Source organism: Mesorhizobium sp. M0184, from assembly GCF_040322215.1.
Lineage (GTDB): Bacteria > Pseudomonadota > Alphaproteobacteria > Rhizobiales > Rhizobiaceae > Mesorhizobium.
In genome coordinates this window covers 164,538-190,783 of the sequence record NZ_JAMYSZ010000003.1, presented here as the reverse complement: position 1 = coordinate 190,783, position 26,246 = coordinate 164,538, and the positions used below count along the sequence as shown (strand labels likewise).

The 26,246-nt window shown below is 63.8% G+C and carries 28 protein-coding genes; 13 read left to right on the top strand and 15 right to left on the bottom strand.

Translation table 11 applies throughout. The annotated features are described in order from the left end of the window. Positions 1-3: 3 nt before the first annotated feature. The 3 genes from NKJ23_RS06035 to NKJ23_RS06025 all read right to left on the bottom strand — a co-directional run bounded on the left by NKJ23_RS06035 (position 4) and on the right by NKJ23_RS06025 (position 3,289). Positions 4-1,119 carry an ABC transporter substrate-binding protein gene (locus NKJ23_RS06035; RefSeq protein WP_352679059.1) on the bottom strand — a complete coding sequence of 372 codons (1,116 nt, stop codon included), beginning with the start codon at positions 1,117-1,119 and terminating at the stop codon, positions 4-6. A 64-nt stretch (positions 1,120-1,183) separates the two neighbouring features. Then, positions 1,184-2,278, bottom strand: coding sequence for an ABC transporter ATP-binding protein (locus NKJ23_RS06030; RefSeq protein ID WP_352679056.1), 1,095 nt, complete (start codon positions 2,276-2,278; stop codon positions 1,184-1,186). A gap of 123 nt (positions 2,279-2,401) precedes the next feature. Next, complete coding sequence (locus tag NKJ23_RS06025; RefSeq protein ID WP_023677271.1) at positions 2,402-3,289, bottom strand: LysR substrate-binding domain-containing protein; 888 nt, start codon at positions 3,287-3,289, stop codon at positions 2,402-2,404. Positions 3,290-3,364: 75 nt separating this feature from the next. On the opposite strand from NKJ23_RS06025, the gene NKJ23_RS06020 reads away from it, so the two are divergent. Together NKJ23_RS06020 and NKJ23_RS06015 are read left to right on the top strand one after the other, a co-directional pair. Next, entirely contained in the window at positions 3,365-4,957 is a 1,593-nt protein-coding gene (locus NKJ23_RS06020; protein WP_352679366.1) for a zinc-binding metallopeptidase family protein, read from the top strand. A 30-nt stretch (positions 4,958-4,987) separates the two neighbouring features. Further along, positions 4,988-5,920: a dimethylarginine dimethylaminohydrolase family protein gene (locus NKJ23_RS06015; RefSeq protein WP_352578476.1), complete on the top strand. Its 933-nt coding sequence runs from the start codon at positions 4,988-4,990 to the stop codon at positions 5,918-5,920. Positions 5,921-6,000: 80 nt separating this feature from the next. On the opposite strand, the gene NKJ23_RS06010 is transcribed toward NKJ23_RS06015, so the two are convergent. Then, the gene (locus NKJ23_RS06010; protein ID WP_352679053.1) at positions 6,001-7,008 is read right to left on the bottom strand and encodes an ornithine cyclodeaminase family protein; all 1,008 of its coding nucleotides are present in this window, start codon (positions 7,006-7,008) and stop codon (positions 6,001-6,003) included. 158 nt (positions 7,009-7,166) lie between these two features. On the opposite strand from NKJ23_RS06010, the gene NKJ23_RS06005 reads away from it, so the two are divergent. Next, positions 7,167-7,628 carry an Lrp/AsnC family transcriptional regulator gene (locus NKJ23_RS06005; protein ID WP_352455438.1) on the top strand — a complete coding sequence of 154 codons (462 nt, stop codon included), beginning with the start codon at positions 7,167-7,169 and terminating at the stop codon, positions 7,626-7,628. 104 nt (positions 7,629-7,732) lie between these two features. On the opposite strand, the gene NKJ23_RS06000 is transcribed toward NKJ23_RS06005, so the two are convergent. Next, positions 7,733-8,116, bottom strand: coding sequence for a YybH family protein (locus NKJ23_RS06000; RefSeq protein WP_352679050.1), 384 nt, complete (start codon positions 8,114-8,116; stop codon positions 7,733-7,735). 152 nt (positions 8,117-8,268) lie between these two features. After that, entirely contained in the window at positions 8,269-9,018 is a 750-nt protein-coding gene (locus NKJ23_RS05995) for an SDR family NAD(P)-dependent oxidoreductase (RefSeq protein WP_023677277.1), read from the bottom strand. A gap of 96 nt (positions 9,019-9,114) precedes the next feature. On the opposite strand from NKJ23_RS05995, the gene NKJ23_RS05990 reads away from it, so the two are divergent. Then, positions 9,115-10,008, top strand: coding sequence for a LysR family transcriptional regulator (locus NKJ23_RS05990; RefSeq protein WP_352679047.1), 894 nt, complete (start codon positions 9,115-9,117; stop codon positions 10,006-10,008). A gap of 92 nt (positions 10,009-10,100) precedes the next feature. Here the strand turns inward: NKJ23_RS05990 and NKJ23_RS05985 are convergent, their stop codons facing one another. Next, positions 10,101-10,529, bottom strand: a complete 429-nt coding sequence (locus NKJ23_RS05985; protein WP_352679044.1) for a VOC family protein — start codon at positions 10,527-10,529, stop codon at positions 10,101-10,103. Between the two features lie 216 nt (positions 10,530-10,745). Between NKJ23_RS05985 and NKJ23_RS05980 the strand changes: the two genes are divergently transcribed. Further along, positions 10,746-11,948 carry an MFS transporter gene (locus NKJ23_RS05980; RefSeq protein WP_352451471.1) on the top strand — a complete coding sequence of 401 codons (1,203 nt, stop codon included), beginning with the start codon at positions 10,746-10,748 and terminating at the stop codon, positions 11,946-11,948. Between the two features lie 97 nt (positions 11,949-12,045). Here NKJ23_RS05980 and NKJ23_RS05975 read toward each other — a convergent pair whose 3' ends face one another. Beyond that, complete coding sequence (locus NKJ23_RS05975) at positions 12,046-12,948, bottom strand: sigma-70 family RNA polymerase sigma factor (protein WP_352679041.1); 903 nt, start codon at positions 12,946-12,948, stop codon at positions 12,046-12,048. A gap of 201 nt (positions 12,949-13,149) precedes the next feature. Between NKJ23_RS05975 and NKJ23_RS05970 the strand changes: the two genes are divergently transcribed. The 8 genes from NKJ23_RS05970 (at position 13,150) to NKJ23_RS05935 (ending at position 22,249) form a co-directional block, all read left to right on the top strand. Beyond that, positions 13,150-14,556 carry an MFS transporter gene (locus NKJ23_RS05970; protein ID WP_352679038.1) on the top strand — a complete coding sequence of 469 codons (1,407 nt, stop codon included), beginning with the start codon at positions 13,150-13,152 and terminating at the stop codon, positions 14,554-14,556. Between the two features lie 133 nt (positions 14,557-14,689). Next, positions 14,690-14,992 (top strand): hypothetical protein, encoded by a 303-nt coding sequence (locus NKJ23_RS05965; protein ID WP_352679035.1) that lies wholly within the window; start codon positions 14,690-14,692, stop codon positions 14,990-14,992. After that, positions 14,992-16,188 carry an acyltransferase family protein gene (locus NKJ23_RS05960; protein WP_352679032.1) on the top strand — a complete coding sequence of 399 codons (1,197 nt, stop codon included), beginning with the start codon at positions 14,992-14,994 and terminating at the stop codon, positions 16,186-16,188. Before NKJ23_RS05965 ends, NKJ23_RS05960 begins: the two co-directional genes overlap by 1 nt. A 2-nt stretch (positions 16,189-16,190) precedes the next feature. Next, positions 16,191-17,297, top strand: a complete 1,107-nt coding sequence (locus NKJ23_RS05955) for a glycosyltransferase family 2 protein (RefSeq protein ID WP_352679029.1) — start codon at positions 16,191-16,193, stop codon at positions 17,295-17,297. A 6-nt stretch (positions 17,298-17,303) separates the two neighbouring features. Continuing rightward, positions 17,304-18,335, top strand: a complete 1,032-nt coding sequence (locus tag NKJ23_RS05950) for a glycosyltransferase family 2 protein (protein WP_502902498.1) — start codon at positions 17,304-17,306, stop codon at positions 18,333-18,335. A 9-nt stretch (positions 18,336-18,344) separates the two neighbouring features. After that, positions 18,345-20,132 carry an ABC transporter ATP-binding protein gene (locus NKJ23_RS05945; RefSeq protein WP_352679027.1) on the top strand — a complete coding sequence of 596 codons (1,788 nt, stop codon included), beginning with the start codon at positions 18,345-18,347 and terminating at the stop codon, positions 20,130-20,132. 1,082 nt (positions 20,133-21,214) lie between these two features. After that, positions 21,215-21,433 carry a hypothetical protein gene (locus NKJ23_RS05940; RefSeq protein ID WP_292659780.1) on the top strand — a complete coding sequence of 73 codons (219 nt, stop codon included), beginning with the start codon at positions 21,215-21,217 and terminating at the stop codon, positions 21,431-21,433. A gap of 111 nt (positions 21,434-21,544) precedes the next feature. Next, positions 21,545-22,249 carry an SOS response-associated peptidase gene (locus tag NKJ23_RS05935; protein WP_352679024.1) on the top strand — a complete coding sequence of 235 codons (705 nt, stop codon included), beginning with the start codon at positions 21,545-21,547 and terminating at the stop codon, positions 22,247-22,249. Here NKJ23_RS05935 and NKJ23_RS05930 read toward each other — a convergent pair. From NKJ23_RS05930 to NKJ23_RS05900, 7 genes are all read right to left on the bottom strand, one after another. Next, positions 22,246-22,506: a hypothetical protein gene (locus tag NKJ23_RS05930; RefSeq protein ID WP_023677293.1), complete on the bottom strand. Its 261-nt coding sequence runs from the start codon at positions 22,504-22,506 to the stop codon at positions 22,246-22,248. The genes NKJ23_RS05935 and NKJ23_RS05930 overlap by 4 nt on opposite strands. A gap of 3 nt (positions 22,507-22,509) precedes the next feature. After that, positions 22,510-22,770 (bottom strand): hypothetical protein, encoded by a 261-nt coding sequence (locus NKJ23_RS05925; RefSeq protein WP_352621365.1) that lies wholly within the window; start codon positions 22,768-22,770, stop codon positions 22,510-22,512. A 212-nt stretch (positions 22,771-22,982) separates the two neighbouring features. Continuing rightward, positions 22,983-23,132, bottom strand: coding sequence for a hypothetical protein (locus NKJ23_RS05920; protein WP_023677295.1), 150 nt, complete (start codon positions 23,130-23,132; stop codon positions 22,983-22,985). A gap of 3 nt (positions 23,133-23,135) precedes the next feature. Continuing rightward, positions 23,136-23,465: a DUF2934 domain-containing protein gene (locus NKJ23_RS05915; protein ID WP_287286361.1), complete on the bottom strand. Its 330-nt coding sequence runs from the start codon at positions 23,463-23,465 to the stop codon at positions 23,136-23,138. Between the two features lie 128 nt (positions 23,466-23,593). Next, positions 23,594-24,235, bottom strand: coding sequence for a BA14K family protein (locus NKJ23_RS05910; protein WP_352679021.1), 642 nt, complete (start codon positions 24,233-24,235; stop codon positions 23,594-23,596). Between the two features lie 166 nt (positions 24,236-24,401). Further along, the gene (locus NKJ23_RS05905; RefSeq protein ID WP_352679018.1) at positions 24,402-25,163 is read right to left on the bottom strand and encodes an ABC transporter ATP-binding protein; all 762 of its coding nucleotides are present in this window, start codon (positions 25,161-25,163) and stop codon (positions 24,402-24,404) included. 37 nt (positions 25,164-25,200) lie between these two features. Continuing rightward, positions 25,201-26,199 carry an ABC transporter substrate-binding protein gene (locus NKJ23_RS05900; RefSeq protein ID WP_352679016.1) on the bottom strand — a complete coding sequence of 333 codons (999 nt, stop codon included), beginning with the start codon at positions 26,197-26,199 and terminating at the stop codon, positions 25,201-25,203. Positions 26,200-26,246 lie beyond the last annotated feature (47 nt).

Here is a 26,246-nt window from a genome sequence, read left to right as displayed (position 1 = left end):
TTGTCAGGCGGAGATGATCTTCGTGTATTCGTCGAGTGCTGCCCCGTAGTTCTTGGCGTACCAATCCATGTCGAGCGGAATCTGCTTTTTCATGTTCTCGGGATCGACCGGGTTAATGCGCTTCTTGTCGGCGGGGATCAGCGCATCGGTGGCCGGGTTGGCCGGACCCTGGCCGAGCTTGTCGAACATGATGAGTTCCTTCTCCGGGTCCTGGGTGCTGGCGATGAACTTCATCGCCGCGTCCTTGCCGCCGGGATTGCCCTTGAGCACGGCGAGCGCGCCGGGCGAGATCAGGCCCTGGTCCCAGATGAACTTGATCTTGCCGCCGCTGTCCTGCTCGATGAGCGAAGCCCGGGTCGACCAGACGATCGCCATCGAGGCCTCGCCATTGAGCAGCACGCTCTGGCTTTCGGCGCCGCCACCCCAATAGGCGACGACATTTTCCTTGAAGGCGGCGATCTTGTCATGCGCGCGCTTGAGGTCGAGCGGGTAGAGCGAGGCCGGCGCGACGCCGTCGGCGAGCAGTGCCGCTTCCCAGCTCGACACGCCCCATTTGTAGAGCGAACGCTTGCCGGGGAATTTTGCCACGTCGAAGAAGTCTGCCATGCCGGTCGGTGCCTGGCTGCCGTATTTCTCGGCATCGTAGGCGATGACGTAGGAGAAGAAATAGGTCGAGGCAGCGTACTCCCAGCCGAATCCCGGCCGCATCTTCTTCTTGTCGACGACCGCATAGTCGATCGGCTCGAGCATGCCCTGTGCGCCGAGCGTGATGGCCGAGAACGGATCGACGTCGACCAGATCCCAGGTCGGCGCGCCGCTCTTGAACTGCGCCGCGATCGCGCCTTCGGTCGGACCGGAGCCGTCCATCTTGACGGTGATGCCGGTCTCCTTGGTGAAGGCCTGGCCGTAAGCCGCATCGTAGGCGGTGATGGCGTCGCCGCCCCAGTTGACCAGCACCAGTTCCTTCGCCGCGGCAAAGGCGCCGGTCGAGCGCAGCAGCATCGGCGTGCCGGCCAGCACCAGTGCGGCCAGCTGCGTGAACTGCCGGCGCGAGATCTCGCCGCGCACTGCCCTGGCGGATAGCGCCTCGATGGAATTTTTCTTGGTTTGGTTTGTCATGTCAGTTCCCCTTTTTTGTCGTTGGTATTTCCTGTCAGCTTGGCGAAATTCGCCACGCCGATCGTCATTGTCCTCCATCCGGAAGGAGGAAGCCTTTCTCCGCCGGCCAGGTCAGCCAGACGGAATTGCCCTTGCTGAGGGCAGAGGCGGCGACCTCGTTCGGCACCGAGACCGTCACCTTGGCGCCTTGGCGCGTCGTCAGATCGAGCCGCGTTGCAGCGCCGAGATAGGTCGAGGCGACGGCAGTCGCGGCAATGCCGTTCTCGCCTGCCGCGGCTTCGCGGGCGATCGACATGTATTCCGGCCGGATCGCCAGGATGGCATCGCCACGGACCTTCTCGGCCCTGCAGCGCATGCTGATCGCGCGGTCTTCGCATAGGCCCGTCGAGCCATTGTCGGCCGGGCGCACGCCCTTCAGCGGCAGCATGTTGATCTCGCCCAGGAACTCGGCGACGAAGCGGTTATCCGGCCGGTCGTAGACCTCGTCCGGCGCGCCGACCTGCAGCAATTTTCCATGATTGAAGATGGCGACGCGCGACGACAATGCCAGCGCCTCGCTCTGGTCATGGGTGACAAAGACGAAGGTGGTGCCAGTCTCCTGGTGCAACCGCTTCATCTCGGCCTGCATCTGGCCGCGCAGGCCCTTGTCGAGTGCCGAAAACGGCTCATCGAGCAAAAGTACGCCCGGCTCGAACACCAGCGCCCGCGCCAGCGCCACGCGTTGCTGCTGGCCGCCGGACAATTGCGACGGCAGTTTCTTTTCGTGGCCCTTGAGCCCGACGCGCTCGATCATTTCGCCGACGCGGCGTTTGATCTCGGTCGCCGGTTTCTTTCGCACCTTGAGCGGGAAGGCGATGTTGGCCTCGACGCTCATATGCGGGAACAGCGCATAGCCCTGGAAAACCATGCCGGCGGCGCGCTGCTCGGCCGGCCGCTCGGTGATGTCGACACCGTCGCTGTAAAGGCGACCGTCGGTCGGCTGAATGAAGCCGGCAAGGATCATCAGGAAGGTGGTCTTGCCGGAACCGGAGGGGCCGAGCAGGGTGAGGAACTCGCCACGGCCGATATCGAGCGTCAGATCGTCCAGCGCACGGAACGAGCCGAAGCTCTTGCCGATCCCGATTGCCTTGATCTCTGCGGCCCGGCCGGGTTGCTGCATCCTGCCCTTTCCTTAGCGTAGCCGAAATCGTAGGCAGGGCGGCGGCTCACCGCAACCGAATAGTTTTCGCCTGATCGGCAAATTTGATTCATCTATGCGCCAATCTCCCCCTCGAGGGGGAGATTAACGCTGGTTCTCCGACAGCTTCGACCTCAGCCACCGCCCAAACGCCTCCAGCACCGGATGCGCCGCCTTGGCGTGCTCGGAAACCAAAAAATACGAGCGCGGTGAATTGATCGCTATGTCGAAGGGGCGGACCAGCCGGCCTTCGCTCAGTGCCCGGCCGCTGGTCAGCTCGTCGCCCATGGCGATGCCCTGGCCGGCGATCGCCGCCGAAAAGACCAGGTTCATGTCGGAAAAGAAGATGCCGCCTTCCGGGTCGGGGTTCTCGACCTTGGACAGCGCCAGCCAGCGCGCCCAGTCCTCGGTATCGCCGAGATGCAGGAGATTGGCGCGCAGCACGTCTGCCGGCTTGGAGAAGCCGCCGATCTTGTTGAGCAGCGTCGGGCTGCACAGCGGCGTAAAGGAGATCCCGCACAACAGCTCGACCGCGCGGTTCGGCCAATTGCCGACGCCGAAGGCGATGAAGGCGTCGGCCTCGGCGTTGCTGACATCATCGAGACGCCGCGGCGTCAGGATGCGCAGTGCGACATCGGGGTACATCTGCCGGAACTCGCCGATATGGGTGCACAGGAACAGGGAGGCGAAACCCGGCGTACAACTGACACTGAATGAGCCGCCGATGCCGGTGCCGGCATGGCGTGTCACCGCGTCGCCCAGCACCGTCAGCGCCTTGCGCACGTCGCTGGCATAGCGTTGGCCGCGTGGCGTTAGCGCCACGCCCTTGCCGATGCGTTCGAGCAGATCGAAGCCGAGATCGCGTTCGAGCAGGCGCAACTGATGACTGACGGCACTGCGGGTCAGATGCAGTTCGTCAGCGGCGCGCCAGACGCTGCCGTGGCGGGCAAAACTGTCGAGGGCGCGCAGCGCCTGCGTCGAGGGAATTCTCAAGAGGTGAACCGAATTTGCATGAGCCGGGAAAACATATCACTTTTTGGCGGGGCGCTTCACTGCTTTCTTTCCACCATGGAGAAACCGGTGACCTCCGCGCAAGCGACCGCACTTGCCTGTCTGGACGACATCCAGCCGTCGCTATCGGCGTGGACGCGGACGATCTTCGATTTCGGCGAGACCGCCTGGCGCGAATACCAGTCGGCCGCTTGGTATGTCGAGCGCCTGAAGCACGAAGGGTTTTCGGTCGAGGAAAGCTCGGGCGGCATGCCGACCGCGTTTTGCGCGCACTGGACCAACGGGACCGGCCCGACCATCGGCATGTATGCCGAATACGACGCGGTGCCTGGCAATTGCCAGGATGCGGCGACGGTGAAGCGACCGCGCCCGGGCCTCGGCGCTGAGGCCGGCGGCCACACCGATCCGCATTCCGGCCTCGGCATTGCCAGCCTCGGCGGGCTGCTGGCGTCCAAGGCGGCGATGCAGCGCCACGGCATATCAGGCACGCTGCGCTTCACTGGCGAGCCGGCGGAGAAGGTGAGGGGATCGAAGCCGATCCATGCCGCGAAGGGCTATTACGATGGGCTGGCGGGCATGATCTCCTTCCATCCTTTTTACATGCTGCCGCTGTGCAACACGGCGCGCTGGGACACGCATTGCGGTGCGGCCTATGCGATGATCTACCGCTTTGTGTGCGACGAACCCGAAAATTGGGCGAGGGCGGCCAGCGATGCAGCACCCATCCCGCAGGCGCATTCGGCGGTCAGGGCGCCCGGCGCCAACGACGCGCTCATGATGATGTATATGGCGTCCAAGGCGCTGCGCGATTCCATGCTGCCGCACCAGGGTGGCTGGTCGATCAGCGAGGCGATCCTGACGGCGGGCCAGGCGACCGCCGACAATCTGCCGGCCGGGCTGGCCGAGATCCAGTACATGATCCGCGTGCCGACGCTGGCGATGGCCGAGCAGGTCACCGCCGTGCTCGACCCCAATGCGGAAGCCGCAGCCAGGATGAGCGGCTGCCGCCATGAGCGGCACTGGGTGTCGAAGTCGCGGCCGGGGCTTGCCAATCACGTCATGGCCGGCATTGCCTTCGACGCGCTGGCGGCGGTCGGGCCGCCGTGGTGGGACGAGACGGCCAAGGCGATCGCCCGCGAAATCCAGGTCAATGCCGGCGGCACGGCGACCGACGAGCCGTTCATCGCCGAGTTGGAGCAGCTGATCACGCCGCAGGATGCAGAAGCGATCCTGCGCCGCGACTTGCCGCCGTCGCAGCTCAATTCGACCTCCGACGACTACACCGACATGTCGTGGCACACGCCGACAGCGCGGTTCTACGTCGCCCGCCCGGCGCTGCGTTTGCAGAATGGCCACGCCTATCCATCCTGGGCGATGAATGCGCTGGGCGGCATTTCTGCCACCATTGACCCGATGGTCACCTGCGCAGCAAAGACGATCGCGCTCGCGGCACTTCGCCTGTTGGAAGACAAGGCCGCGCGCAACGCGGCGATGGACGAATTCGTCGCCCGCACCGGCGGCGGCATCGGTGGCTCGAACTGGATCGCGCCGCTGTGCGACTACGAGCCGCCGATTGGATTTCGCTGGCCGGAATATGTCACCACCCCGCGCGGACGGGATTGGTGGATACCAGGCAACCAAGCCGCATGATCAACAGCCCCCATTTCACGAGGAGAACCCATGACCGTCCATGACCGCATCGTCACCGAGCCGTTCTCGTTGCAGCGCCGCAACCCGGCTGGCGGCACCAAGCCGCTGACCGCCTGGGGCTTTGCCAACGAGACCGACGTGCTGACCGACGTGCTGCTCGGCTCGCCGAATTTCCTGCGCCATCTCTCGACCAGCTCGCTGTCGCGCAAACATCTGCGGGAGGCGCCGTGCAATGTCCAGATCGCGCAGGCGCAGCACAAGGACCTGGTCGCCGCCTATGAGCATTTCGGTGTCAACATCCACTGGCACGAGCCGACGCCGGAACTGCCGATGCAGGTCTACTCGCGCGATTCCAGCGTCATGACGCCGTATGGCGCCATCATCACCGCCATGGCCCAGTGGTGGCGGCGCGGCGAGAACTACGCGGCGATCCGCACCTATGAGAAGCTCGGCATCCCGATCTACGACATGGTCACCGCGGGCACGTTCGAGGGCGGCGACTTCAACGTCATCGAGGACGGCGTCGTGCTGATCGGCTGCGGTGGCGCCCGCACGCAGGAGGAGGGCGCGCGCCAAGTGCAGGCCTGGTTCGACAAGGAGGGCTGGGAGACCCGCATCGCCTTCATCGACGAATATTATGTCCATATCGACCTGATGGTGGTGCCGATCGCTGAAAAACTGACTGCTGTCTGCCTCGCCTGCACGGAGCCGGGCATCGTCGACTGGCTGAAGGGCAAGGGCCACGAAATCATCGACGTGCCGTTCCAGGATACCATGGCGCTCGGCTGCAACTTCATGTCGCTGGGCAAGGACCGGGTGATCGCCCCGACCTCGAGCCAGACGCTGATCGGCCAGCTCAAGGCGCGCGGCTTCGAGGTGGCGGCCATCGACATGAGCGAGATCTCGAAGACCGGCGGCGGCATTCACTGCATGGCGCAGGCGCTGAAGCGCGAGCCGGCCTGAGGGGCCGGCCTTTAGCCCGGCCGCTTGCGCGAAAGCGCCATTGTCAGCACCGTCGATCCCGCCTGGCGCGCGGCGCGCGCCTACAGCACGATGAGCTTTCCCTTGCGCAGACGCCGGGCGCAACGATAGACGAGGTCGGCAGCGACCATGTCTTCCATCGCAATGCCCATCGCCTTGTAGGTGGTGATCTGTTGATCCGAAACGCGGCCCGGCGCGCGGTCGAGCAGCATGGCGCCAAGCTCGGTGCCGAAATCCGGGTCGAAGCCGGCAAGCTCGCAAGATCCGACCGGGGTCGGTTTGAATGCATCCTTGGTTTCGACAAAAAGACTGGATCTGCCGATGAGCTCGATCGGCATTTCACCGCCGGGCGGCGCCACCCCGACCGAGGAGACATGCGTGCCCGGCTGGACCCAGCCTGCGTCGATCACCGGCTGGTAGGAGTGGGTCGCCAGGCACACCACGTCGGAACTGCGCACTGCCGTCTCGAGGTCGGCGACCGCCACCACCGACGGATGCAGCCGGGCAAGCGCTGCCGCATCGTCGAAACTCTTTGAAGCGACACGGATTTCGGCAAAGTCGCGCACCAGCGGCAACAGATGCAGGTGCTGGTTGGCCTGCACGCCGGCGCCGACCACGGTTGCTATCCTGGCATCCCGGCGCGCAAGCGCGCGCACCGACAGCACGGCGGAGCCGGAGGTTCGCACTGCGGTTATGAAGGTGCCGTCCATGATGCAGACCGGCAGGCCGGACAGCGGATCGAACAGGCTGATGGTGGCAAGGTGGCTGGGCAGGTTCTTGGCCAGGTTGCCTTCGAAGACGTTGACGATCTTGACGGTCAGGTTCATGCCCTCCATCCAGGCCGGCATGGCGAGGCTGTAGCCGGCCCCGGGGATGTCGAGTTGTGGTCGGGGTGGATTGACGACCTTGCCTTGTGACAGCACCTTGAAGCCGTCTTCCAGAACATCGAGAAGCTGGCTGAGGTCGATGCATGCCATCACGTCGGCTTCGCTCAGCACCAGGATCTCGGTCGCTCCCTTGCTGATTTCCGCCGCACTCCTGCCGGCTGGGCTGAACGCTTGTTTGGTCATCCTGCACTCCTGTGGTCGTCGAAATCGGCTCACCGCGTTTGCTTAGGTGAGAGAGGGAAGCGCAGGTTATTGCGACGTTTTATGTGATGAAATACGTTGTTTTTGGCATCTCTGCGTGAAATAAGCACAAAAATCTCTGAGATAGCGTGGATTGTGGAATGGAGGATCTCGACCAGATAGACCGCAGCCTGCTCAGGCTGCTCCAGGAAGACGGCCGTCGGACGACGCTTGATCTTGCCGGGCGCGTCGGGTTGTCGCCGACCGGAACCAGCCAGCGGGTGAAGCGCCTGTTCCGCGACGGGTTCATCACCGCGGTCAGGGCCGTGCTTGATCCGCGCAAGGTCGGCCGGGGAACGCTGGTGTTCATCGAGGTCCGGCTTGACCACACGGCGCCGCATGTCTTTGACCGCTTCGCCGAAGCCGTGGCGAAAGCTCCGGAGGTTCTGGAGTGCCATATGGTGGTTGGTGGTTTCGATTATCTGGTCAAGGCGCGGATCGCCGATATGGCGGTGTTCCAGGATTTCCTGCAGCGGGTCATCCTGCCACTGCCTGGCGTGCGCGAAACGCACACTTTCGCCTCCATCGCCGATGTCAAGCCGAACGCCCTCTTGCCGGTGTGATCAGCTGGAGGGGGAACGCTATTCAGGGCGACTTGCATCGCATCTTCGCCATCTTATCGCTCCCCCTGGCGTGCCTTCCGGTGCAGAGATGCCGGAGACCGGCTCTAGCCTTGCAGGGTCAGCAGGTTTGCGTCGCGCGCGAGCCGCCACTCACCATCCGCCTCCTTGCGCAGGAGCGTCAGCGCATATCGCGATCGATGGACCGGCTCGCCATTCGGCGGGGTCGCGGTCATATCGATGCGGCTGCGGATGAAGGCCCAACTGCCGAGAAGCTGCAGTTCCACGATATCGCTCGTGCCGTCGATGTGAACGCCGGCCGTCTCCTGCGCGGCTGCCGCGAAGACCTCCTTGTCGAAGGGCTCCCGGCCGGGAACCATGAAGATCGCGTCGTCCGTCATCAAGCTGAGGACGGTCGCGATGTCTCCACGCTTGCTCGCATCCATCCACGTCTCGACCAGCTTTCGGATTGCTCTTTCGTCGCCCGTCATCCGTTACCTCCCTGGCATCTCGCCGCCATCGATGGCGCACGGCGCTCCTCCCTCGCTGCTACATAGGGCTTAGATCGCTCTCGTCATCGATTGCAGCGCGTCGCGCCGCGGGTAGCACGGTCCGCGAGCCGGCAGGTTCGCGCCCTCCATGCCTATCGCCAGCCACCGGAGGCGGTGATGCGCTCGCCGGTCAGCCAGGACGCTTCGTCGGAGGCGAGGAACACCGCGACGCGGGCGACGTCGTCGGGCAGGCCGAAGCGACCGAGCGGCGTCATGGCTATAATCTGCTTCTCGAATTCGCTGCCGACGATGCCGATGCGCGCGAGGCCCTCGGTATCGATGCCGCCGGGCGCGATGGCGTTGACGCGGATGTTGCGTGCGCCGAGCTCCCGCGACATCGACAGCGTGATCGTGTCCACCGCACCTTTGGTCGCGGCGTAGACGAGCGAGTTCGGCTGCGGATTGCGGCTGGCGACCGAGCTTATGTTGATGATGCTGCCGCCGCCCGCGCCAAAATGGTTCACTGCTGCTTGCGTGGTCAGAATGATGCCCAACACATTGGTGTCGAACTCGCGGTGAAACTCGGCCTCGGTAACCGCTTCCAGCGGCTCGAATGCGAAGACTCCGGCATTGTTGACCAGTATGTCGAGCCCGCCAAACTCCAATTTCGCCGCCTCGAACAGGCGGCGCACATCAGCCGCTTGCGACACGTCGCCCTGGACGGCGACGGCGCGGCCGCCACGGTCCTCGATCTCGGCGACGACGCGGTCGGCGCCTTCCCGTGACGAGGCGTAGTTGACGACCACTGCGGCGCCGGCCGTGGCAAGACTCTTGGCGATGGCGGCGCCGATACCCTTGGAGGCGCCGGTGACGATGGCGACCTTGCCGTTCAGCTTGCTCATTAATCTCTCCTTTGTCGACGATGAGCAGTACTTAATGATGATCAAAAAGCGTATTAGGATCATTATTATCCATTCTTTCGTGCCTGGAATTCCGGAATGACCACCATCCTCGAAAAGACCGCCGGTCTCGTCGCCTTCGTCCGCACGGTCGATGCCGGCTCGTTCCATGCCGCCAGCCGGCTGGTCGGCTCCAGCCCGTCGGCGGTGTCGAAAAGCGTGGCGCGGCTCGAGCGTCGGCTCGGCGTCAGGCTGGTCCAGCGCTCGACGCGCCGGCTCGGGCTGACCAGCGAAGGCATCGCTTATTACGAGCGCGTGGCGCCGCTGCTCAGGGCGCTGGACGATGCCGAAGACATCGTCCAGATGGCCGATACGGCGCGCGGCCTGCTGCGCGTTACAGCGCCGGTCGAGCTTGGGCGTGGCCTGATCGCGGCATGGGCGCAAGCGTTCCTTGCGCAGCATGGCGAAGTGAAGATCGAGCTCAGCGTCACCGACCGTCACGCCGATCTGATCCGCGAAGGCTATGACGTTGCGGTGCGCATGGGGCCGCTCTCAGACACCGGGCTCGTCGCGCGCAAGATCGCCAATCTGCCGATCATGCTGGTGGCCTCACCGGCCTATGTCGAGCGGCGCGGCCGTCCGGCATCGGTCGAGGATTTACGGGACCATGAATTCGTCCGCCACCAGATAGCTGGCCGGCCTTATCCGGTCACGTTTGCCGACGGTACGATGATCGTGCCGGATGGGCGGCTCGATACCGATGACGGCGGCGCCATCCGCAATGCCGCACTTGCCGGCGCCGGCATCGCGCATCTGATGCGGTTTGCCGTGCAGAACGATCTCGACACGGGTCGCCTGGTCCGCATCCTGCCCGAGGTGGCGATGCCAACCATGCCGGTGCACATAGTCCATGCGTACGGGCGACAGCTGCCGGTCCGGGCGCGGCTGTTCGTCGATTTCCTTGCAGGCCAAATGGCTGCGCTGACGCGATAGGGCAGACGCATGGTCTATGACGCAAACACCCAGCTTTTGGCAGAGACCAACCGTGCCGGCCGTTTGCGCAAGCGAACCACCCTTACCCGAAGCTAGAACGTGATCTTCACTGAATCGGCGCTGCGGTTGGCCGCGCCGTGGTGGACGGCCTCGATGTTGTTGCCGTCGGGGTCGAGCAGGAAGGCGGCGTAATAGCCGGGATGGTAGGATCGTTCGCCGGGCGCGCCATTGTCGGTGCCGCCGCCGTCGAGGCCGGCCCTGTAGAATGCGTCGACCATGGCGCGGTCATTTGCCTGGAAGGCCAGGTGATGGCGGCCGGTCAGCTTTCCCAGGGCCGCCGGGCTGTCGGGGCTGGAAATGAACAGCTCGTCGGCCCAGAAATAATCATTGCCGGCGCCACCGATCGGTATGCCGAGCACGTTGAGAACCGCCTCGTAGAAACGACGGCTGGCCGCAATATCCCTGACCACCAGCTGGAGGTGGTCGATGAGACGGCCGCGATGAAGTTCCTGATTTGCCATGCTTGACAGCTCCTGATCGCCGGTTGGAAATCTAGCTTCGAATGGTGCGCGGTCAATCCAGAAAGCCGTGGAATGGCGCCATCGCGCCGACTGGATAAAAAATGCAACCGGATTGTCGGATTCAAGACATGTCCGACGTCCTTCGGACGCAAGCGGCTCGGCGAAGCTCGAAAAAGTCGTGCTGTACCAACGCTTCCGGCATGGGAGAAAAGTGAAATGAGCCTTCCCTATCGTTGGGTTATCGTCGCGGCTGGCGCGCTGATGACCTGTGTCGCCCTCGGGGCGATGTTCTCGCTGGCGATCTTTCTCGAACCGATGGCGCTCGACACACAATGGTCGCGCGCCGGCATATCGAGTGCGATGACGCTGAACTTCCTGGTAATGGGCCTCGGCGGCTTCGCCTGGGGCGCCATTTACGACCGCTTTGGCGCCCGCATCGTCGTCATGACCGGCGCCGTGCTGCTTGGCCTGGCGCTGGTCCTGGCCAGCCGCACCGGTTCGCTGCTCGTTTTCCAGTTGGCCTATGGCGTGCTCGTCGGCCTCGCGGCAAGCGCCTTCTTCGCGCCGATGATCGCGCTCACCTCCGCCTGGTTCGACACGAACCGCAGCCTCGCCGTCTCGCTGGTCTCGGCCGGCATGGGCGTGGCGCCAATGACCATCTCGCCCTTCGCCCGCTGGCTGATTTCGGCCTACGACTGGCGCACCGCGATGTTCGACATCGGCATAACCGCGTGGGTGCTGCTACTGCCGGCCGCGCTTCTGGTGCGCCAGCCGCCCAAGCCCGCTGCCGACGGCGCTGCCCCAAGCGTTGCCGCCGAGGGTGCCGGCATGACGGTTCCGCAGGCGCTGCGCTCGCCGCAATTCATCGTGTTGGGACTGACCTTCTTTGCCTGCTGCGCGGCGCATTCCGGGCCGATCTTCCACATGGTGAGCTATGCGATGCTGTGCGGCATAGCGCCGATGGCGGCGGTCAGCATCTACAGTATCGAGGGCCTGGCAGGGCTGGGTGGCCGGCTGCTTTACGGCGTGCTTGCCGATCGGCTGGGCGTCAAGCCGGTGCTGATCACCGGGCTGGCCATACAGGCCGTGGTCATCGCAGCCTATCTTGCGGTCAGCGAGCTTGGTCAATTCTACACGCTCGCCGTCATCTTCGGCGCCACCTATGGCGGCGTCATGCCGCTCTATGCGGTGCTGGCGCGCGAATATTTCGGCCAGCGCATCCTCGGTACGGTGTTCGGTGCCGTAACCATGCTGTCCAGCCTCGGCATGGCTTTCGGCCCGCTCGCCGGCGGCATGGTGTTCGATGCCTATGCCAGCTATTCTTGGCTGTTCATCGGCTCGGCCCTTGTCGGGCTTGGCGCGATGGCGATTGCGATCGCCTTCCCGCCGCTGCCGCGCAGGGAGTTGCAACCGGCTTAAAGCAGGATCGGCGGAAAAGGGCGGCCGCTTGGATGGCAAGCGGCCGCGATCCAAAAATAGCTGGCAGTGTTTGTTCGGCATTATGAAACGCGAATTGCTACGCCCGCAGAGACACCACCTCGGCGCCGTCAAGCGTGTAGCGCGCATAGCGGAAATCGCGAATTCTCGCCAATCTGTCGCCGGCCCATTCCAGCAGGATAAAGTATTTTAGCCCTCCGGCCGAGTCCTCCGGATCAATCACAAGAATGGCTGGGTGCCGATCCACCAGGCCTGGAAGCAGCCGCCAATCGTGGATACCCGCGTAATTATGGAAGTACCGGCCCACTTTCGTGCGGCCACTCGCCCGGAGCCGGTTGACGAGGTCAAGCCGGACGTCCTCGGCCAGCATGTCGCGGATCGCATCGAAGTCGCGGGCGTTGAACCGCTCCACGTAGGCTGCCAGACGCGCCCGCTCGGGCTCGGCCAACACCGGCACAGGCCGATCGTCAGGCTCGCCGGAGACTTCGCGCAGGCGCAAACGGCCGCGATGCAGTGCGGCTTTCACCGCCGGAACGCTGCTGTCGATAATGTTGCCGATCTCTTCGATCGTATAGCCGAGCACATCCATGAGGATGACGCTGCTACGCTGCGCCGCGGGCAGGCGCATGAAGGTCTGCAGGCTTGCGGCTGCAGTGTGCCGACCCTCGGCCGATATGCCGGGGTCAGGTATCGTGTCGATATCCTCGACGGCATGCGCGGCATCCACCCTGGCGCGACGGCGCAGGTGGTCGAGCGCTGCATTGTGCGCGATGCGAAACAGCCAGCCCTCGACATTGGCTATCGGCCCGGTCCCGGGGAACGCCTCGAGCGCCTTGACCGTAGCTTCCTGGACGACATCCTCGGCATCGATCACCGAACCGGTCATGCGGGCACAATAGCGGTGCAGTTTCGGCCGCAATTCGCCGAGCAGCCGGTCAAATGGCTCCCGTCCTTCTGGCGTGCCGGTTGCGGATCCGGTCATCGCACAAGGATCGATTTCATGCGTATCTCCCAGGCAGGCGCCCGTCATCAGGCGCAGCGTCCTATAGACGCTCGACGAGGGCAAAAGGATTCGGTCGAAAAAACTTTCTTTGGCTGGAATCCTTTGATGGTTCCTACGCGTCTCTGGATCACGGGCCCGTAACCTGGCGGGCCCTTTGTTCAAGCCGGAGGCGCCATAGTCATGAGCAAGCAAAGTGCGGGATCAACGAAGGTCTGGGTTCTCGCTCTCACGTCGATAGGCTCCTTGATGGTCGTTCTCGATGCGATGGTTGTCGCGACCGCATTGAGCACGATGCGGGTCGAGCTCGATGCCTCGCTGGAGACGCTGCAATGGACGATGAACGCCTATAATTTGAGTTTTGCCGTCCTGCTCATGACCGGGGCTGCGCTCGGTGACCGGTTCGGCCGCCGCCGTACGCTCGTTGTCGGATTGGCGTTGTTCGTCGCAGCGTCGGTTGCCTGCGCGCTCGCTGGCAATGCCGGATTGCTGATTGCGGCCCGTGCGGTCCAGGGCGCAGGTGCCGCAATGGTCATGCCGCTGGCCATGGCGCTGCTGAGCGTCGCTTTTCCCCCGGAGGAGCGAGGCAAGGCGCTGGGTATCTTCAGCAGCATCACCGGCCTGGCCCTGATTATCGGCCCGATGGCGGGCGGTGCGATTTCCGAAGGGCTCTCCTGGCACTGGATATTCTGGCTCAATGTCCCGGTCGGTATCGTTCTCATCCCGCTGGTGATGCGTCGGATTCCGGAGAGTCACGGGCCGGGCACGGCTATCGATGTCCTCGGCGTCGTGCTGGTAACTGCGGCGGCATTCGGAGTGGTCTGGGGTCTGATGCGCGGCAACATCGTGGGCTGGAGCAGCTCTGAAGTGCTGACGGCGCTGACGGCCGGGTTGCTTCTGGCCATCGCATTCGTCCTTTGGCAGCTGCGTACCCGCGAGCCCATGCTGCCTTTGCGGTTCTTTCGGGCGCGCGCATTCTCCTCGGGCGTAGGGGCGAACTTCCTGCTTTGCGCCGCCATGTACGGCCTCGTATTCCTGTTGCCGCAGTTTCTGCAGTTTGCCCAGAGCCGTGACCCGTTCGGCGCCGGCATGGGATTGCTGCCTTGGACCGCGACGCTTTTCGTGGTCGCACCGATCTCCGGCAGCCTGATCAACCGCGTCGGCGAGCGCTGGCTTGTCGTGGCCGGACTGATCCTGCAAGCGGCTGGAATGGCCTGGCTGGCGCAGATCGCCGCACCTGATCTGCCCTATATCCAGCTAGTCGCCCCGTTGATCATTACCGGTGCCGGCGTGTCGATGGCCATGCCTGCCGCGCAGAACGCGGCTCTCAATGCGGTCGCGCGGCCGGAGGTCGGCAAGGCTGCCGGCACGTTCAACACATTCCGCTTTCTCGGCGGCGTATCCGGGATCGCGATCGCCGGTGCGGTGTTCGCCGGCACTGGAAGCTTCTCGTCCACCGACGCGTTCAGCGATGGCTTCACCTCGGCAATCGACGTCTCCGCTCTGCTCTCGCTCGCCGGCGCGCTCGTCGGATTGGGGCTCCCGGAGCGTCGCGCAGTGGTGCTCGCGAATGCCAGCAAGGAGGCGTAACTCGGAGGCGGGAAGCTTGCGCTTGCTCCCACTGTTGTCGCGTTAACAGCAGCCGCGCCAGCGCAGCAAAAAGGTCGCCGAGCGTCGGTTGCCGGCCGGTCCTGTGGGGGGCATCTGTGTCCAGACCCAGATCTTGCGCGCCCGTGATGGCGGCGAACATGCTGCATCGCAGCACCCTGCCGCCGATATCGGCGGGCCAAGGGAGTGCGAGAAAATCGTCAAAAATGGACAATTCGGGCTGGTTTCTGCTGTTTTTTGGCTTTTATTAGTCGCGCCTCACGTTCCTGTTTCAAATGTGTCAACTTTTTGTGTTGCGTTGCACAATGGTGGCCCTATTCTGCGTGAGGGGGGCGCTTTCGATTGGAAATGCGCCGTGAACGACGCCGCCATGTTGACCGATTGGCAGTTTCGCCGTCCCGCCGGCGTATGCCGCTAATGGCAAATGCGCGCGACACCCAATTGGACGCGCTGAGGGCCATCGCCGTGACGATGGTGCTGTACGCCCACTTCTTCGCGGCCGGTGGGTCTTCGTTCTGGGGCCATATCGGCGTGCGTCTGTTCTTCGTGCTGAGCGGCTTTCTGATCACGCGCCTGCTGCTCGAAGCCCGCTCGGCCGCCGAATTCGAAACCGGACCGGCGCTGAAATCCTTCTATATCAGGCGGGCGCTGCGAATATTCCCGGCCTATTTCGCCGTGCTGGGTTTCGTCTGGCTGGTGGACCTGGAGCAGTCCAGAGGATCGCTGGCCTGGCATGCCCTCTATCTGTCGAATTTCTGGTACGCGGCGCAGAATGAATGGACGCCCTGGCTGCTCTGCCATTTCTGGAGCCTGAGCATCGAGGAGCAGTTCTATATCGCCTGGCCGCTGATCGTCCTGCTGGCGCCGCGCCAGCGCCTGGAATCGATCTGCATCGGCGTGATCGTGCTGTCGCTGGCCTACCGGTTTTATTGGCCGATCGCGGGAACGCTCGGTTTGGCGCGCGACCTGCTGCCGCCGGCGTCGATGGATGCACTGGCGTCGGGCGCGCTGCTTGCCGCTTACCGGTCAAGAACAGCCGGCTTGCCGCAATGGCTTCGAGCTGGCTGGCCGGGGCTCGCGGTGGCGTTTTTCGTTCTGCAGTGGTTTGCGCCGGCGCCGGCAAATCCGGTGCAGGAATGGGGTCTCTGGCTGCTGTTGCAGATCCTGCCTCTCGTACCGCTGGTGGTCATCGTTGCAAGCTGTTCGACGGGCATTGGCGGTCGCGTCGGAAAACTTCTCGAACTGCCGCCGCTGCTTGGCCTTGGCCGCATCAGCTACGGCGTCTATCTCTACCATCCCATAGTGCTGGCTCTGGTTGTCAAGTCGCAGCCCTGGATCCCGCTCAACGTCTCGGAGCAAGGGCCCGGGCGGTTCCTGGTCGCGGGAACTGCGACGCTCATGCTGGCCTCGGTCTCGTGGCTGCTTTTCGAGAAGCCGCTCAACAGCCTCAAACGCCACTTCCCCTATGTTGCTCGAAAGGGCCGCGGCGCCATTCCGGCAGGCATCGACGTGGGCAATGCCGGATGGCTCGCGGCGGGAGCATATCCGGGCAGGCCGCTTGATGGTGGCACGTCACCCTTGCCGCGCAAGCTGCAGCGAACCGATCGGAGCTGATCATGGCTGCTGCTCCCTTGGTTTCCGTTCTGCTGCCGATCTACAATGCGGGACCTTATCTCGCCGCTGCGCTGGGCAGCGTCCTGCGCCAGGATTACGAGCGTCTGGAGGTCATCGCCATCGATGACGGCTCGACCGACAACTCGCTGCAGATCCTGCAGAAATACCGCCAGGCCGACAATCGCATCTCGATCATCTCACGCGAAAACCGTGGCCTGATCGCAACTTTGAACGAAGGCCTGGCCGTGGCGCGCGGCGATCTGGTCGCCAGGATGGACGCCGACGACATCGCCTATCCCCGGCGCCTGTCGCGGCAGGTCGCGCTGTTCAACCAGCAGCCTGATCTGGCTCTATGCGGCGCGGGTTTCGATACCTTGCTCGGCAACCGCATCGTCAGGGGTTCGCCCGATCCGATATTCCAGGACAATATCCTGCGAATACTGTCGATGTTCTTCACGATCTTCATGCATTCCACGGTCGTCTACAACAGAAAGGTCATCGAAGAAGACGTTCTATATTACGACACGAGCTACAAGCACGCCGAGGATTTCGACCTGTTCAGGCGGCTGACCGACCGCTACCCGGCCGCCATGATCCCCGAAAGCCTGATCGCTTATCGAATCCATGACGACAGCGTGACCAACAGGCACAAGCGCGAAATGCGCAGGACGCATTTGAAGATCGTCGCCGAGAACCTCGAGCGCGAGGGGCTCGCACAAGAGACGCAATGCCTTCGCGACATCGGTGACGTCCTGTCGATGGGCACGGTTCGCCGTGCCGCCGAATGGATCCTTGGGCTGGAAGAAAGGATTGCCGCCCTGCCGGCCCAGACGAGGCCGAGCTATCAGGCCGGCACGCTGAACCTGTTCTATTTCCTCTACCAGCTGATATCGGGGGAAAGGCAGCCGCTGCTGATGCACGAATTCCTGACGCGGACGGCGAAATGGAAACTCATCCGGCGCCGCGAGCAGTACGTGTTTCGCACCGGTGCCTTCGCGCCGCGCTTCAGTCTCGCCTCGATGTCGGTCACCAGGCAGGTGGATGCCTTGTCGCGGTATCTGCAGTCCGTGCCGGCCGCGGCGGTTTTGCCTTCGAACCAGTTGAGCTAGCAGCGCATGTTCGTCAAATCCCATCAGCTCCTCCAGCAGCGCGGCCGCTCGACGGTGCCGGCGGCCATGTCGCCCCGGCCGCAGCACGGGCCGGCACCGGAGGTCAGCTTCATTGTCTGCACACGCGACCGCGTCAACGTGCTCGAGCCTTGCATAAAGTCGATCCAGGCCGCGTGCCGCGCCTACGCTGCCTTCTCTGCCGAACTGGTGGTTGTCGACAATGGCTCGACCGACAGCACGGCCAAACGGCTGGCCGGCATCGCCGAACTTTCGGACATTCCGTTCACGGCCATTCGCGAGCCGCGACCCGGATTGGCGGCCGCGCGCAATGCCGGGCTGGAGCGGGCGCGGGGCCGCGTGCTGGTTTTCGTCGATGACGATTGCGCGGTCCACCGGGATTATTTGCGCGATCTGCAGCGGCACTATGCGGCAGGCGAACGGGTCATCCGCGGCGGCCGCGTCGAGATCGGCGATCCCCGCGACCTGCCGTTCACCATCAAGCGGTCGCCGGTGCGCGCGCGGCTTACCCCAGACGTCCATCCCGGCGGCTTCGTGCTTGGCTGCAACATGACGATGCACCGCGATGTTGCCGCCCGCATCGGCCGTTTCGACGAACGCTTCGGCGCCGGCGGCCCGCTGCGCTCCGCAGAGGATACGGACTATCTAGTGCGGGCGGTGCTACTTGGGATTCCGGTCGAATATGTGCCCGATATGACTATCTATCACCATCACGGCCGGCGCGACCGCAAGGCCATCGAAAAGCTGCACCGCGACTACAGCATGGGCAATGGCGGGCTTTGCCTGAAACATATCCGCCACGCGCCGTGGCTGCTTCGGCATTGCTACTGGTCGATGAGGGCGGCCATGCGCGAACTGGTGAAAGGCCCTCTGTTCGACCGTGAACTCAAGCTGTCGCACTGGCCGATCGTCGGCATGAATTTGCTCGGCGCGGCCAAGTTCGCGGTGCTTTTGCTGGCGAAATCGCCGCAGCCGGCGCAAATGCGACAGGAGCAACAGGCAAATGCCGAGGCGAGGTGATCCGCCACCATGCGATTGATGCCGCCCAGCCTGCCGATGCTGCGCCGCGCGCTCGGAAGAAAGCAGTTGCGCCTGCTTCCTGCCGTGGTGGCGCTCGGGCTGCTCAGCGCCGCGCTTGAAGGCTTCGGCATCGGCCTGATCATCCCGTTGCTGAACATAATCATGGGGCAGCAGGGGCAGACCGGCATGGCCGGCTTTTCCGCCGTCTTCCAGCATGTCGGATCGAGCCTGAGCGAGCGCGACCGCCTGATCGTCATATCCGTCGCGATTCTCGGCTCGATCGTGCTGAAGAACCTGTTCGCCTACGCCAACACGCTGCTGACCACCTTCATCTACGGCAAGGCGAGCCATTCGATCCGCAGCGCGCTGTCGGAGCAGCTGCTGCGGGTGGGCTACCCGTTCTTCCTGCAGCAAAGCCCGGGACGGCTGCTCAACATCATCTCCAACGAATCCTGGCGGGCCTCGGATGCCATCCAGATCACGTTGGGGGCAATCGTCAATGCATCGGCCGCAATCATCCTATTGGCCTTCCTGCTGCTTCTGTCGTGGCAAATGACGCTGCTGGTGACGCTGGGCCTGGCGCTGGTCCAGGTCGCGCACGCCGTGCTGTCGGCCAATCTGAAGGCGCCGAGCCGCAGCGTCGCCTCCCGCAACAGCCAGCTCGCATCGCAGATGCTGCATCTGGTGCATGCCGGGCGGCTGATCCGCATCTTCGGCCAGGAGCAACGCGAGAAGGCGGCATTCGACCAGGCATCGGATGCGGTGCGCCGGGCGGCGTTCGTGCTTTTGACGCGTCAGGGAGCTTTGCCGCCGCTGACCGAGGTTCTGCACGCCATGCTGTTCCTGGCGGTGGTGATCGGCGCCTGGTTCGCCAATGTTTCCTTCCCGCTGATCGTCGCCTTCGTCATCCTGCTCTACAGGCTGCAGCCCTATATGCGGTCGCTGCAAATGGCCTGGAGCCAGCTGCAGGGCCTGAGCGGATCGCTTGAAGAGGTGACGTGGATGCTGGACCCATCCGGCAAGCCCGCGCCGCCGCAAGGCAGCGCAGCGTTCCCCGGGCTCAGCCAAGGCATCAAGTTCGAGGACGTCACCTTTACCTATTCTGGTTCGGAACAGCGCGCGGTGGTGCTGCATGCGGCGAGCTTCGACCTCCGCAGCGGCCGCTCGACCGCGCTGATCGGCCGGTCGGGCGCCGGCAAGACGACGATCGTCAATCTTTTGTGCCGCTTCGTCGAACCGGATAGCGGCAGGATTCTCGTTGATGGATCGCCTCTGGACCGCATCGACCCCAGCCAATGGCGAAAGCACATCGCGCTCGCCAGCCAGGAGCTGGAGCTGGTCGACGGCACGATTTTCGACAACATCATCTACGGCCAGGACGCGGCCTCGGCCGATGACGCCGAGCGCGCGGCAAAACTGGCCGAAGCGCATGGCTTCATCGAGCAACTGCCGCAGGGTTACTGGACGGTCGTCGGCTATCGTGGCGTCAATCTCTCGGCAGGACAGCGGCAGCGGATCGCGCTGGCCAGGGCCCTGGTGCGCGATCCCGATATCCTCATCCTCGACGAAGCCACCAATGCGGTGGACGGCCTGTCGGAAGCGGCAATCGTCGAGACGCTCAAGTCGCGCGCCGGCCGTCGCACCACCATCGTCATCAGCCATCATCGCAGCACCATCTCGTTCTGCGACGACGTCGTGATCCTGAGCCACGGCCGCGTGAAAAAGCAGGCACCCTTCGCCGCGCTTGCGACGCTCAGCATGGACGAGCTTTACCAGCACGAGGCGCTGGAAGGCTGAGGGCGACCCCGCTGCATGCGCGCGCTGGGAGGTCGTCTCGGATGTCAAGCCAGGTCAAGCATCTCAGGGGCGAGGAAGACCTCCGCCATACGTCTCTACGGGATTTCTGGGATGATGAGTGATCCCGAGCTTACCCGCTTTCCATCTGGAGCGTACAGAACCAAGGGTCCGCCTGCCAAATCCAGCAATGGCAGGCGGACCCTAATCAGCGCATGAAGGGACTGATTCTGCGCCGATGTCTCCTCGAGGAGGTGACGCCATCAACTGAAGACGGGCGCAGTTGTTCCCGACGCCGGCCGTACACAAGACCATTGCGCAGGCAGGTCAGACTTAGGTCCCTGTAAACGCGCATCGCTGGCTGGAGTGAACATCGGATCGGCTCGGTGGTAGCGAAACTTCGGCCGGAGATAGATGCAGCCATCGGGTTCCGGGGCATGACCGGCTCGGCGCTGATCATGGGCGGCGATCGATCCCCGCACGACTGATGCCGAGGGGCGCTTGCAGTCCTGCGGAATACGCATCCACCGGCGCCAGTGAAGTTGTCCAAGCGGTACGCAGCGGTCGTCAAGCTGTTGCTAATATGCAGCACAGGCAGCGCTCTATGAACGGCGTCGCTTGGAACCGCTACCTCCGACCAACCGTTAGTGTCACAATGACAAACCAAAAAGTGAGGCTGATGATGGACCCGCTGCAAAACAACACGTTGGAGATCTGGTGTCTTGCGGCCGTTCCGCTGTCGCTGCTCCTTACGGTGTTATTAGCCGGACTTATCCTTTAGCCGGACCCAACGAGGCCGGCTGCGGACCGGAGCCTGGAAGATGAAAATGCCGGCTATTTAGGCACGCTAGGCGTCGCGGACACCCCGTAGCACCAGGCCGTGGCAGCCTTTCCAATATTGCCATCATAATCGGCTCTTTCGACAGGTCCGGTCCGCGGCGATTGCTCGCAGGCCCGTTGCGAGGGCGAGCATGCGAGCTCGTACGTTTTTTACACAATCTCTGATTGGTGGACTCGCCCGCCGCCATCGACGTTAATTTTGCGTTAGCGACAGGAGGGGGGAGATCGCTAAAGGGAGGAAGAAAATGAAAGAAAACTACGATCTGACGATCGACTACGACGACGAACCTTACGACAACAAGCCTTACGATCTAGCCACATTCGCAAGGAAGCACGGGCTCAACATTCGAGCCGCCGAGCTTCTTCTTTTCGCCAAAGGCCCGTCTCGAGCGGCCTGCGATGCCGCGGCGAGGGCTTTTCTCGCGGCAGTCGCCGCACAAGCTATGAGACAATCGGCGCGGTAAGTCTCACAAACCATTGCTGACACGGCCTGCCGTGTCAGCAACCCGACGCACAGCGCTGGAAATTCCAGGCCGTTTCCAACAAGATGCCTGAGCATCCGGGAACGGCCTGAAATGTGCAATCTTTACAATATCACGACCAGCCAGGAGGCCATCCGCCAGTGGACCCGCGCCTTGCGCGACATCCTCGGCAATCTCGAACCCTCCATCGACATCTATCCCAACCAGCCAGGCCCTGTGGTGCGCAACACGCCGGACGGCGAACGCGAATTGGCCAATCTGCTGTGGGGCATGCCGACGCCACTGGAGCGGGTCAAGGGCAAGGCCGACTATGGCACCACCAATATCCGCAATCCGCAATACGGCCACTGGCAGCAATATCTCGGCATCGAGAACCGCTGCGTGGTGCCTGTCACCAGCTTCGCCGAGCCCAGCCCGACGCCCGGCGACAAGGACCCCGAGACCGGCATTCAGCGCAACTACTGGTTTGCACTCGGCGAGGACCGCCCGCTGTTCTTCTTTGCCGGCCTGTGGACGCGCTGGCAGGGTATTCGCAAAGTCAAGGACGGCCCTGCCGATCACCAAGTCTATGGCTTCATGACGACCCAGCCCAACGCGCTGATCGCGCCGATCCACGAAAAGGCAATGCCGGTGATCCTGACCACGCCGGAAGAAACCGAGACCTGGCTGACGGCGCCATGGTCCGAGGCAAGGCACCTGCAGCGCACGGCGCCCGATGATGCGCTGGTGATCGTCGACAAGCCGGCGACGCAGATCAAGTTTCCGCAGCAGGCGCCGGTGCAAGGCTCGTTGTTTTAGCGCTTGAACTTCTGCAGCACCCAGATGTAGCCCTTGGGCGGATGATCCTGGTCGATGAACTGCGTCTTCACCGTCGTGTCCTTGCGGCTGCATCGTTTGCACCTGAACCTGATCGCTTCCAGCGGCTTGTTCCAGCCCACCACCTGGGCCACGTCATTCGCCCTGAAGCGTCCGACATGGTAGCAATGGCCGCACTCCACGATGAGCAGCATGTTGGCCTTGGCGGCACGCCCAACGCTGTCCATCGGCCCGGCCATGGCTCATTTCCGGGTCGAGTAATCCTCGGGGAGGGGAAGCAGGCCAAGCTCCGCCATCCGGTAATCGGGCTCCTTCTCCGCGACGCTGGCCAGCACCTCGTGCAATTTCTCGACAAGCCCGCAAAGCTGCCAGAACAGCTCGCCATGCGCCTTCAAATGCAGCTGCGACGACAGCACCGTCTTGCGCAGGCTCAAAGTGTCCCTGATGATCGCCTCCGCATCCCTCGCCGACAGCCTGTCAAACCGGCTTTTTCGTCTGCCCATCGCGGCTCTCCTCGATTTGTGAGCACCGCCCCGCCTACTGACAAATAGGAAGGCATTCCTCGCAGAGTCAATTCGCTCTTGACATTTTTGTTCCCGTTTTGTTCAATTTCAACAGGAACGCTGGAGGCACCGCCAAGGACCACATCGTGACGCTGGACGCCGCCAGGAGGCTGCCCTCCGGCGCGGCTGCCTGGGAAGCGACAGCACGCCCGTCAATGCCTCTTGAAATACTGCACCTCGCGTTCGTGCTTTTCGGCGGCCTCGCGGGTATCGAAGGTGCCGAGATTGCGGCGCTTGCCGGTCTTTTCGTCCTTCTTGCGCGAATAGAGGCGGTATTTTCCGTCTTTGAGTTTTCTGATCATCTGTTACTCCCCGAGCCGCTGCTTCCCCTTAAGGTTGCGTGCGGCTTGTTCGATAGCCGCCCTGTCGTTTCCCAGCCTGTCGATCAGCTCCTGCGCCTGTTCGCCCGATATGCCGGTGCGCACCGCCAGGGCCTCCACCGTCAAAACGTCGGAGCTCGCGACCTCGCGGGTTTCCGGCAGGGCATCGCCTGCCGTCAGTGGCAGGGCTGCCTCCCTATCGATCTCGGCCTCGGCCCGGTGCCAGTGCCGCTCGGGATCGCCATGGATCCCGCCTTCGCGTTCCCAGATCTGGTATGCGCGCTCACGAATCTTGTCTTCCCGGTCGTCGCCCATGTTGATTTCTCCTTTGGGTATCGGATGAACGCCGCGCCAACCCGAACGATCCAAGAAATCTGCGTGATCGTTGGGTGGGGTCGCACAAGGCGCCATGCACTGCGGCCGCCAGCCACCCCACGGCCTGCCTACTCGCACTGCCTGCGCGGCCCGCCCGAATACGGCTGATAGCTGTTGTCCTCTGGTCGATATGACCGGTAGCGGCTGAAGCAGTATTGCACGTGGTCGAATGAGAGCTCGGCGGCGCCGGGTTCATCCGATGGCGGGTAGCCCTCCATCGACGACGTATCGCTCGCCTCGAAATAGCTGCCGTCATCGGCGGCGCCGGCGTCGAGATAGGGCGAGATGCAGGGGCGCTGTTGTCCGCTGTAGGATGTGTAGCGGTTGTCGTCCGGCCTGTAGGAGCGGTAGCGGCTGGCGCACCATTCCACGTGGGCAGCGGGCAGAGCCTGCTGCTCTTCCGCTGGCGGCTGGATGGAGCCCGTCACGGTGGTGTCGGGTGTCGAAGCTGCGGCGGTGTCGGCGGGTTTCGAAGTGCGATCGACTTCCGAGATGCGAACGGGGACCGGGCGGGCCGGGAGGCGCTCGAGGCGCTGCGAGGCCGGGTTCACCGGTCGCGGGTCCTTGGCCCACAGTTCGGCGACGCTGGAGACTGGGGCGGCCGGCCGTACCGGCTTGGCTATTAGAAGCCACGTGGCGAAGGCGAGGCCGCTGGCGAATACGGCAAGCGTCAGCACGAAGCCGCCAAAGATTGCGAACAAAGCTTTCATGCCGCGCTCCTTCGCCTCCCGGTTAAGGAAATGCGGGGGCGGGGAATCCGGTTCCAGGAAAGCGCGGGGCAGGGCACTTAAAGGAGGACCCCTCTCTCCGTCTCGGCTTCGCCGAGACACCCCTCCCGCTTTGCGGGGCGAGGAACCAAGGCCTCTTAGGCGGCTTTCAGTGCAGGCCGAATTCGCGCAGCAGTTCCTCGCGGTAGCGTACGAAACGGCTTTCGCTGCGCTCGCGCGGGCGGGGCAGGTCGATGTCGATCAGCCGCGCCGCGCCGCCTTTCTCCTTGGGCAGGATCAGCACCCGGTCGGCAAGGTAGATCGCTTCCTCGAGGTCGTGTGTCACCATCACCATGGTGACGTTCTCCTCGCTCCAGATGCGCGCCAGTTCCTCCTGCATGCCGATCTTGGTCATGGCGTCGAGCGCGCCCAGCGGCTCGTCAAGCAGCAGGATTTCGGGCTGCACGGTCAAGGCGCGGGCGATGCCGACGCGCTGCGCCATGCCGCCCGATAGCTGCCGGGGAAACGCATCGCTGAATTCGGCGAGGCCGACGAGCGCGATATAGAAGCGCGCCCTTTCCTCGGCCTCGGCCTTGGGCACGCCGCGCACTTCGAGACCGAAGGCGACATTGCCGAGCACGGTCAACCAGGGCAGCAGGCGCGGTTCCTGGAAGATCACCGCGCGCTCGGCACCGACGCCGTGCACCGGCATGCCGTCGATGGCGACGCCGCCGCTGTCGGCGGCCTCCAGCCCGGCTAGGATGCGCAGCAGCGTGGTCTTGCCCGATCCGCTGGCGCCGACGATGACAAGGCATTCACCCGAGCGGATGTCGAGGTTGAGGGTCCTCAGCACGGCAAGCGAGCGCCCACTGATGCTGAACGATTTGGACAGGTCGCGTATGCTGACCTGACCGCCGCTTGTGCTGCTCATCGCGCTCGTCTCCCAACTGGTTGGTCGGTTGCTTTTGTCAGTTGGTCTTGGTTTCGCCCGGCCGGTAGAGGATGTCCGCTGCCTTCAGCTTACCCTTTGGCAGACGGCCGTCGCGCTCGAGCACGCTGACCCAGAAGTCGATGTCGCGGTCCGTCGCCTTGGCGCCCTGGCGCAGGCCGAAGCCGGTCCAGTAACGCGCCAGCTCGCCGTTTTCGCCGCGCTTGTCGAGGATTGTGGCGAGCACCTTGCGCGCTTCGTCGGGGTTCTGCAGCGACCAGTCGGAGGCGCGCGCCGATTGTTCGACGAAGTTGCGGGCGGCGTCGGGATGCGCGGCGATGAAGTCGCGCCTGAGCACGACGAAGCCGCCGGCCAGCTCGCCCAGCACGTCGGTGTCGTTGAACACGCCACGCACGCCGCCGTTGTCCACGAGGGCGCCGGCAAACGTCGCCTGCCAGTAGCCGAGCGCCGCGATGTCGACCTGACGGGAGCGCAAGGTCTGTTCGAGCTGCGGTCCGGGCACGACGACGAGATTGGCGGCATCCGGCGGCAGGCCGACGCTGTGCAGCGCCTCGCGCACGGTGTAGTCGAGATGGGCGCCGAGCGTGTTGACGGCGATGGTCTTGCCGGCAATGTCGGCGATCGATTTGATCGGGCTGTCGTCGAGCACGTAGAAGACGCTGCGCACCTTGCTGTTGATGCCGTTGCTCGGATAGACGGCGACGAAGTCGTTGCCGCCGGAGATCGAATTGATCACGGCGGCGGTTGCGGCCGATCCGATATCGACGCTGCCGGAGGCGAGCGCGAACAATGATTCCGGGCCGCCGCCGGAATAGCCGACATTCTCCACCTCGATACCGAGGCCTTTGAAATAGCCGAGCTCGCCGGCCAGCTCATGCGGAGACATGCTGCCACGGCTGGCGAGGGAGCGGAACTTGACGGGTGCGGCTTCGGCAAAGGCGAAGCGCGGCAGGCCGGCGGCGAGAAGGCCGGCGGCGAAGGGCGCGCCGGCAAGCAGGGAACGGCGGGTGATTTTCATGGTCCGGGTCTTTCCTGATTTGAGTTCTGGCCTGGTTGAGATTGGTA

What these genes read in the sequence shown, in the direction of transcription:
- NKJ23_RS06035 (WP_352679059.1), bottom strand. Translation starts at nt 1,119, where the DNA reads ATGACAAACCAAACCAAGAAAAATTCCATCGAGGCGCTATCCGCCAGG.
- NKJ23_RS06030 (WP_352679056.1), bottom strand. Translation starts at nt 2,278, where the DNA reads ATGCAGCAACCCGGCCGGGCCGCAGAGATCAAGGCAATCGGGATCGGC.
- NKJ23_RS06020 (WP_352679366.1), top strand. Translation starts at nt 3,365, where the DNA reads ATGGAGAAACCGGTGACCTCCGCGCAAGCGACCGCACTTGCCTGTCTG.
- NKJ23_RS06015 (WP_352578476.1), top strand. Translation starts at nt 4,988, where the DNA reads ATGACCGTCCATGACCGCATCGTCACCGAGCCGTTCTCGTTGCAGCGC.
- NKJ23_RS06010 (WP_352679053.1), bottom strand. Translation starts at nt 7,008, where the DNA reads ATGACCAAACAAGCGTTCAGCCCAGCCGGCAGGAGTGCGGCGGAAATC.
- NKJ23_RS06005 (WP_352455438.1), top strand. Translation starts at nt 7,167, where the DNA reads ATGGAGGATCTCGACCAGATAGACCGCAGCCTGCTCAGGCTGCTCCAG.
- NKJ23_RS06000 (WP_352679050.1), bottom strand. Translation starts at nt 8,116, where the DNA reads ATGACGGGCGACGAAAGAGCAATCCGAAAGCTGGTCGAGACGTGGATG.
- NKJ23_RS05995 (WP_023677277.1), bottom strand. Translation starts at nt 9,018, where the DNA reads ATGAGCAAGCTGAACGGCAAGGTCGCCATCGTCACCGGCGCCTCCAAG.
- NKJ23_RS05990 (WP_352679047.1), top strand. Translation starts at nt 9,115, where the DNA reads ATGACCACCATCCTCGAAAAGACCGCCGGTCTCGTCGCCTTCGTCCGC.
- NKJ23_RS05985 (WP_352679044.1), bottom strand. Translation starts at nt 10,529, where the DNA reads ATGGCAAATCAGGAACTTCATCGCGGCCGTCTCATCGACCACCTCCAG.
- NKJ23_RS05980 (WP_352451471.1), top strand. Translation starts at nt 10,746, where the DNA reads ATGAGCCTTCCCTATCGTTGGGTTATCGTCGCGGCTGGCGCGCTGATG.
- NKJ23_RS05975 (WP_352679041.1), bottom strand. Translation starts at nt 12,948, where the DNA reads ATGACCGGATCCGCAACCGGCACGCCAGAAGGACGGGAGCCATTTGAC.
- NKJ23_RS05970 (WP_352679038.1), top strand. Translation starts at nt 13,150, where the DNA reads ATGAGCAAGCAAAGTGCGGGATCAACGAAGGTCTGGGTTCTCGCTCTC.
- NKJ23_RS05960 (WP_352679032.1), top strand. Translation starts at nt 14,992, where the DNA reads ATGGCAAATGCGCGCGACACCCAATTGGACGCGCTGAGGGCCATCGCC.
- NKJ23_RS05955 (WP_352679029.1), top strand. Translation starts at nt 16,191, where the DNA reads ATGGCTGCTGCTCCCTTGGTTTCCGTTCTGCTGCCGATCTACAATGCG.
- NKJ23_RS05950 (WP_502902498.1), top strand. Translation starts at nt 17,304, where the DNA reads ATGTTCGTCAAATCCCATCAGCTCCTCCAGCAGCGCGGCCGCTCGACG.
- NKJ23_RS05945 (WP_352679027.1), top strand. Translation starts at nt 18,345, where the DNA reads ATGCGATTGATGCCGCCCAGCCTGCCGATGCTGCGCCGCGCGCTCGGA.
- NKJ23_RS05940 (WP_292659780.1), top strand. Translation starts at nt 21,215, where the DNA reads ATGAAAGAAAACTACGATCTGACGATCGACTACGACGACGAACCTTAC.
- NKJ23_RS05935 (WP_352679024.1), top strand. Translation starts at nt 21,545, where the DNA reads ATGTGCAATCTTTACAATATCACGACCAGCCAGGAGGCCATCCGCCAG.
- NKJ23_RS05930 (WP_023677293.1), bottom strand. Translation starts at nt 22,506, where the DNA reads ATGGCCGGGCCGATGGACAGCGTTGGGCGTGCCGCCAAGGCCAACATG.
- NKJ23_RS05925 (WP_352621365.1), bottom strand. Translation starts at nt 22,770, where the DNA reads ATGGGCAGACGAAAAAGCCGGTTTGACAGGCTGTCGGCGAGGGATGCG.
- NKJ23_RS05920 (WP_023677295.1), bottom strand. Translation starts at nt 23,132, where the DNA reads ATGATCAGAAAACTCAAAGACGGAAAATACCGCCTCTATTCGCGCAAG.
- NKJ23_RS05915 (WP_287286361.1), bottom strand. Translation starts at nt 23,465, where the DNA reads ATGGGCGACGACCGGGAAGACAAGATTCGTGAGCGCGCATACCAGATC.
- NKJ23_RS05910 (WP_352679021.1), bottom strand. Translation starts at nt 24,235, where the DNA reads ATGAAAGCTTTGTTCGCAATCTTTGGCGGCTTCGTGCTGACGCTTGCC.
- NKJ23_RS05905 (WP_352679018.1), bottom strand. Translation starts at nt 25,163, where the DNA reads ATGAGCAGCACAAGCGGCGGTCAGGTCAGCATACGCGACCTGTCCAAA.
- NKJ23_RS05900 (WP_352679016.1), bottom strand. Translation starts at nt 26,199, where the DNA reads ATGAAAATCACCCGCCGTTCCCTGCTTGCCGGCGCGCCCTTCGCCGCC.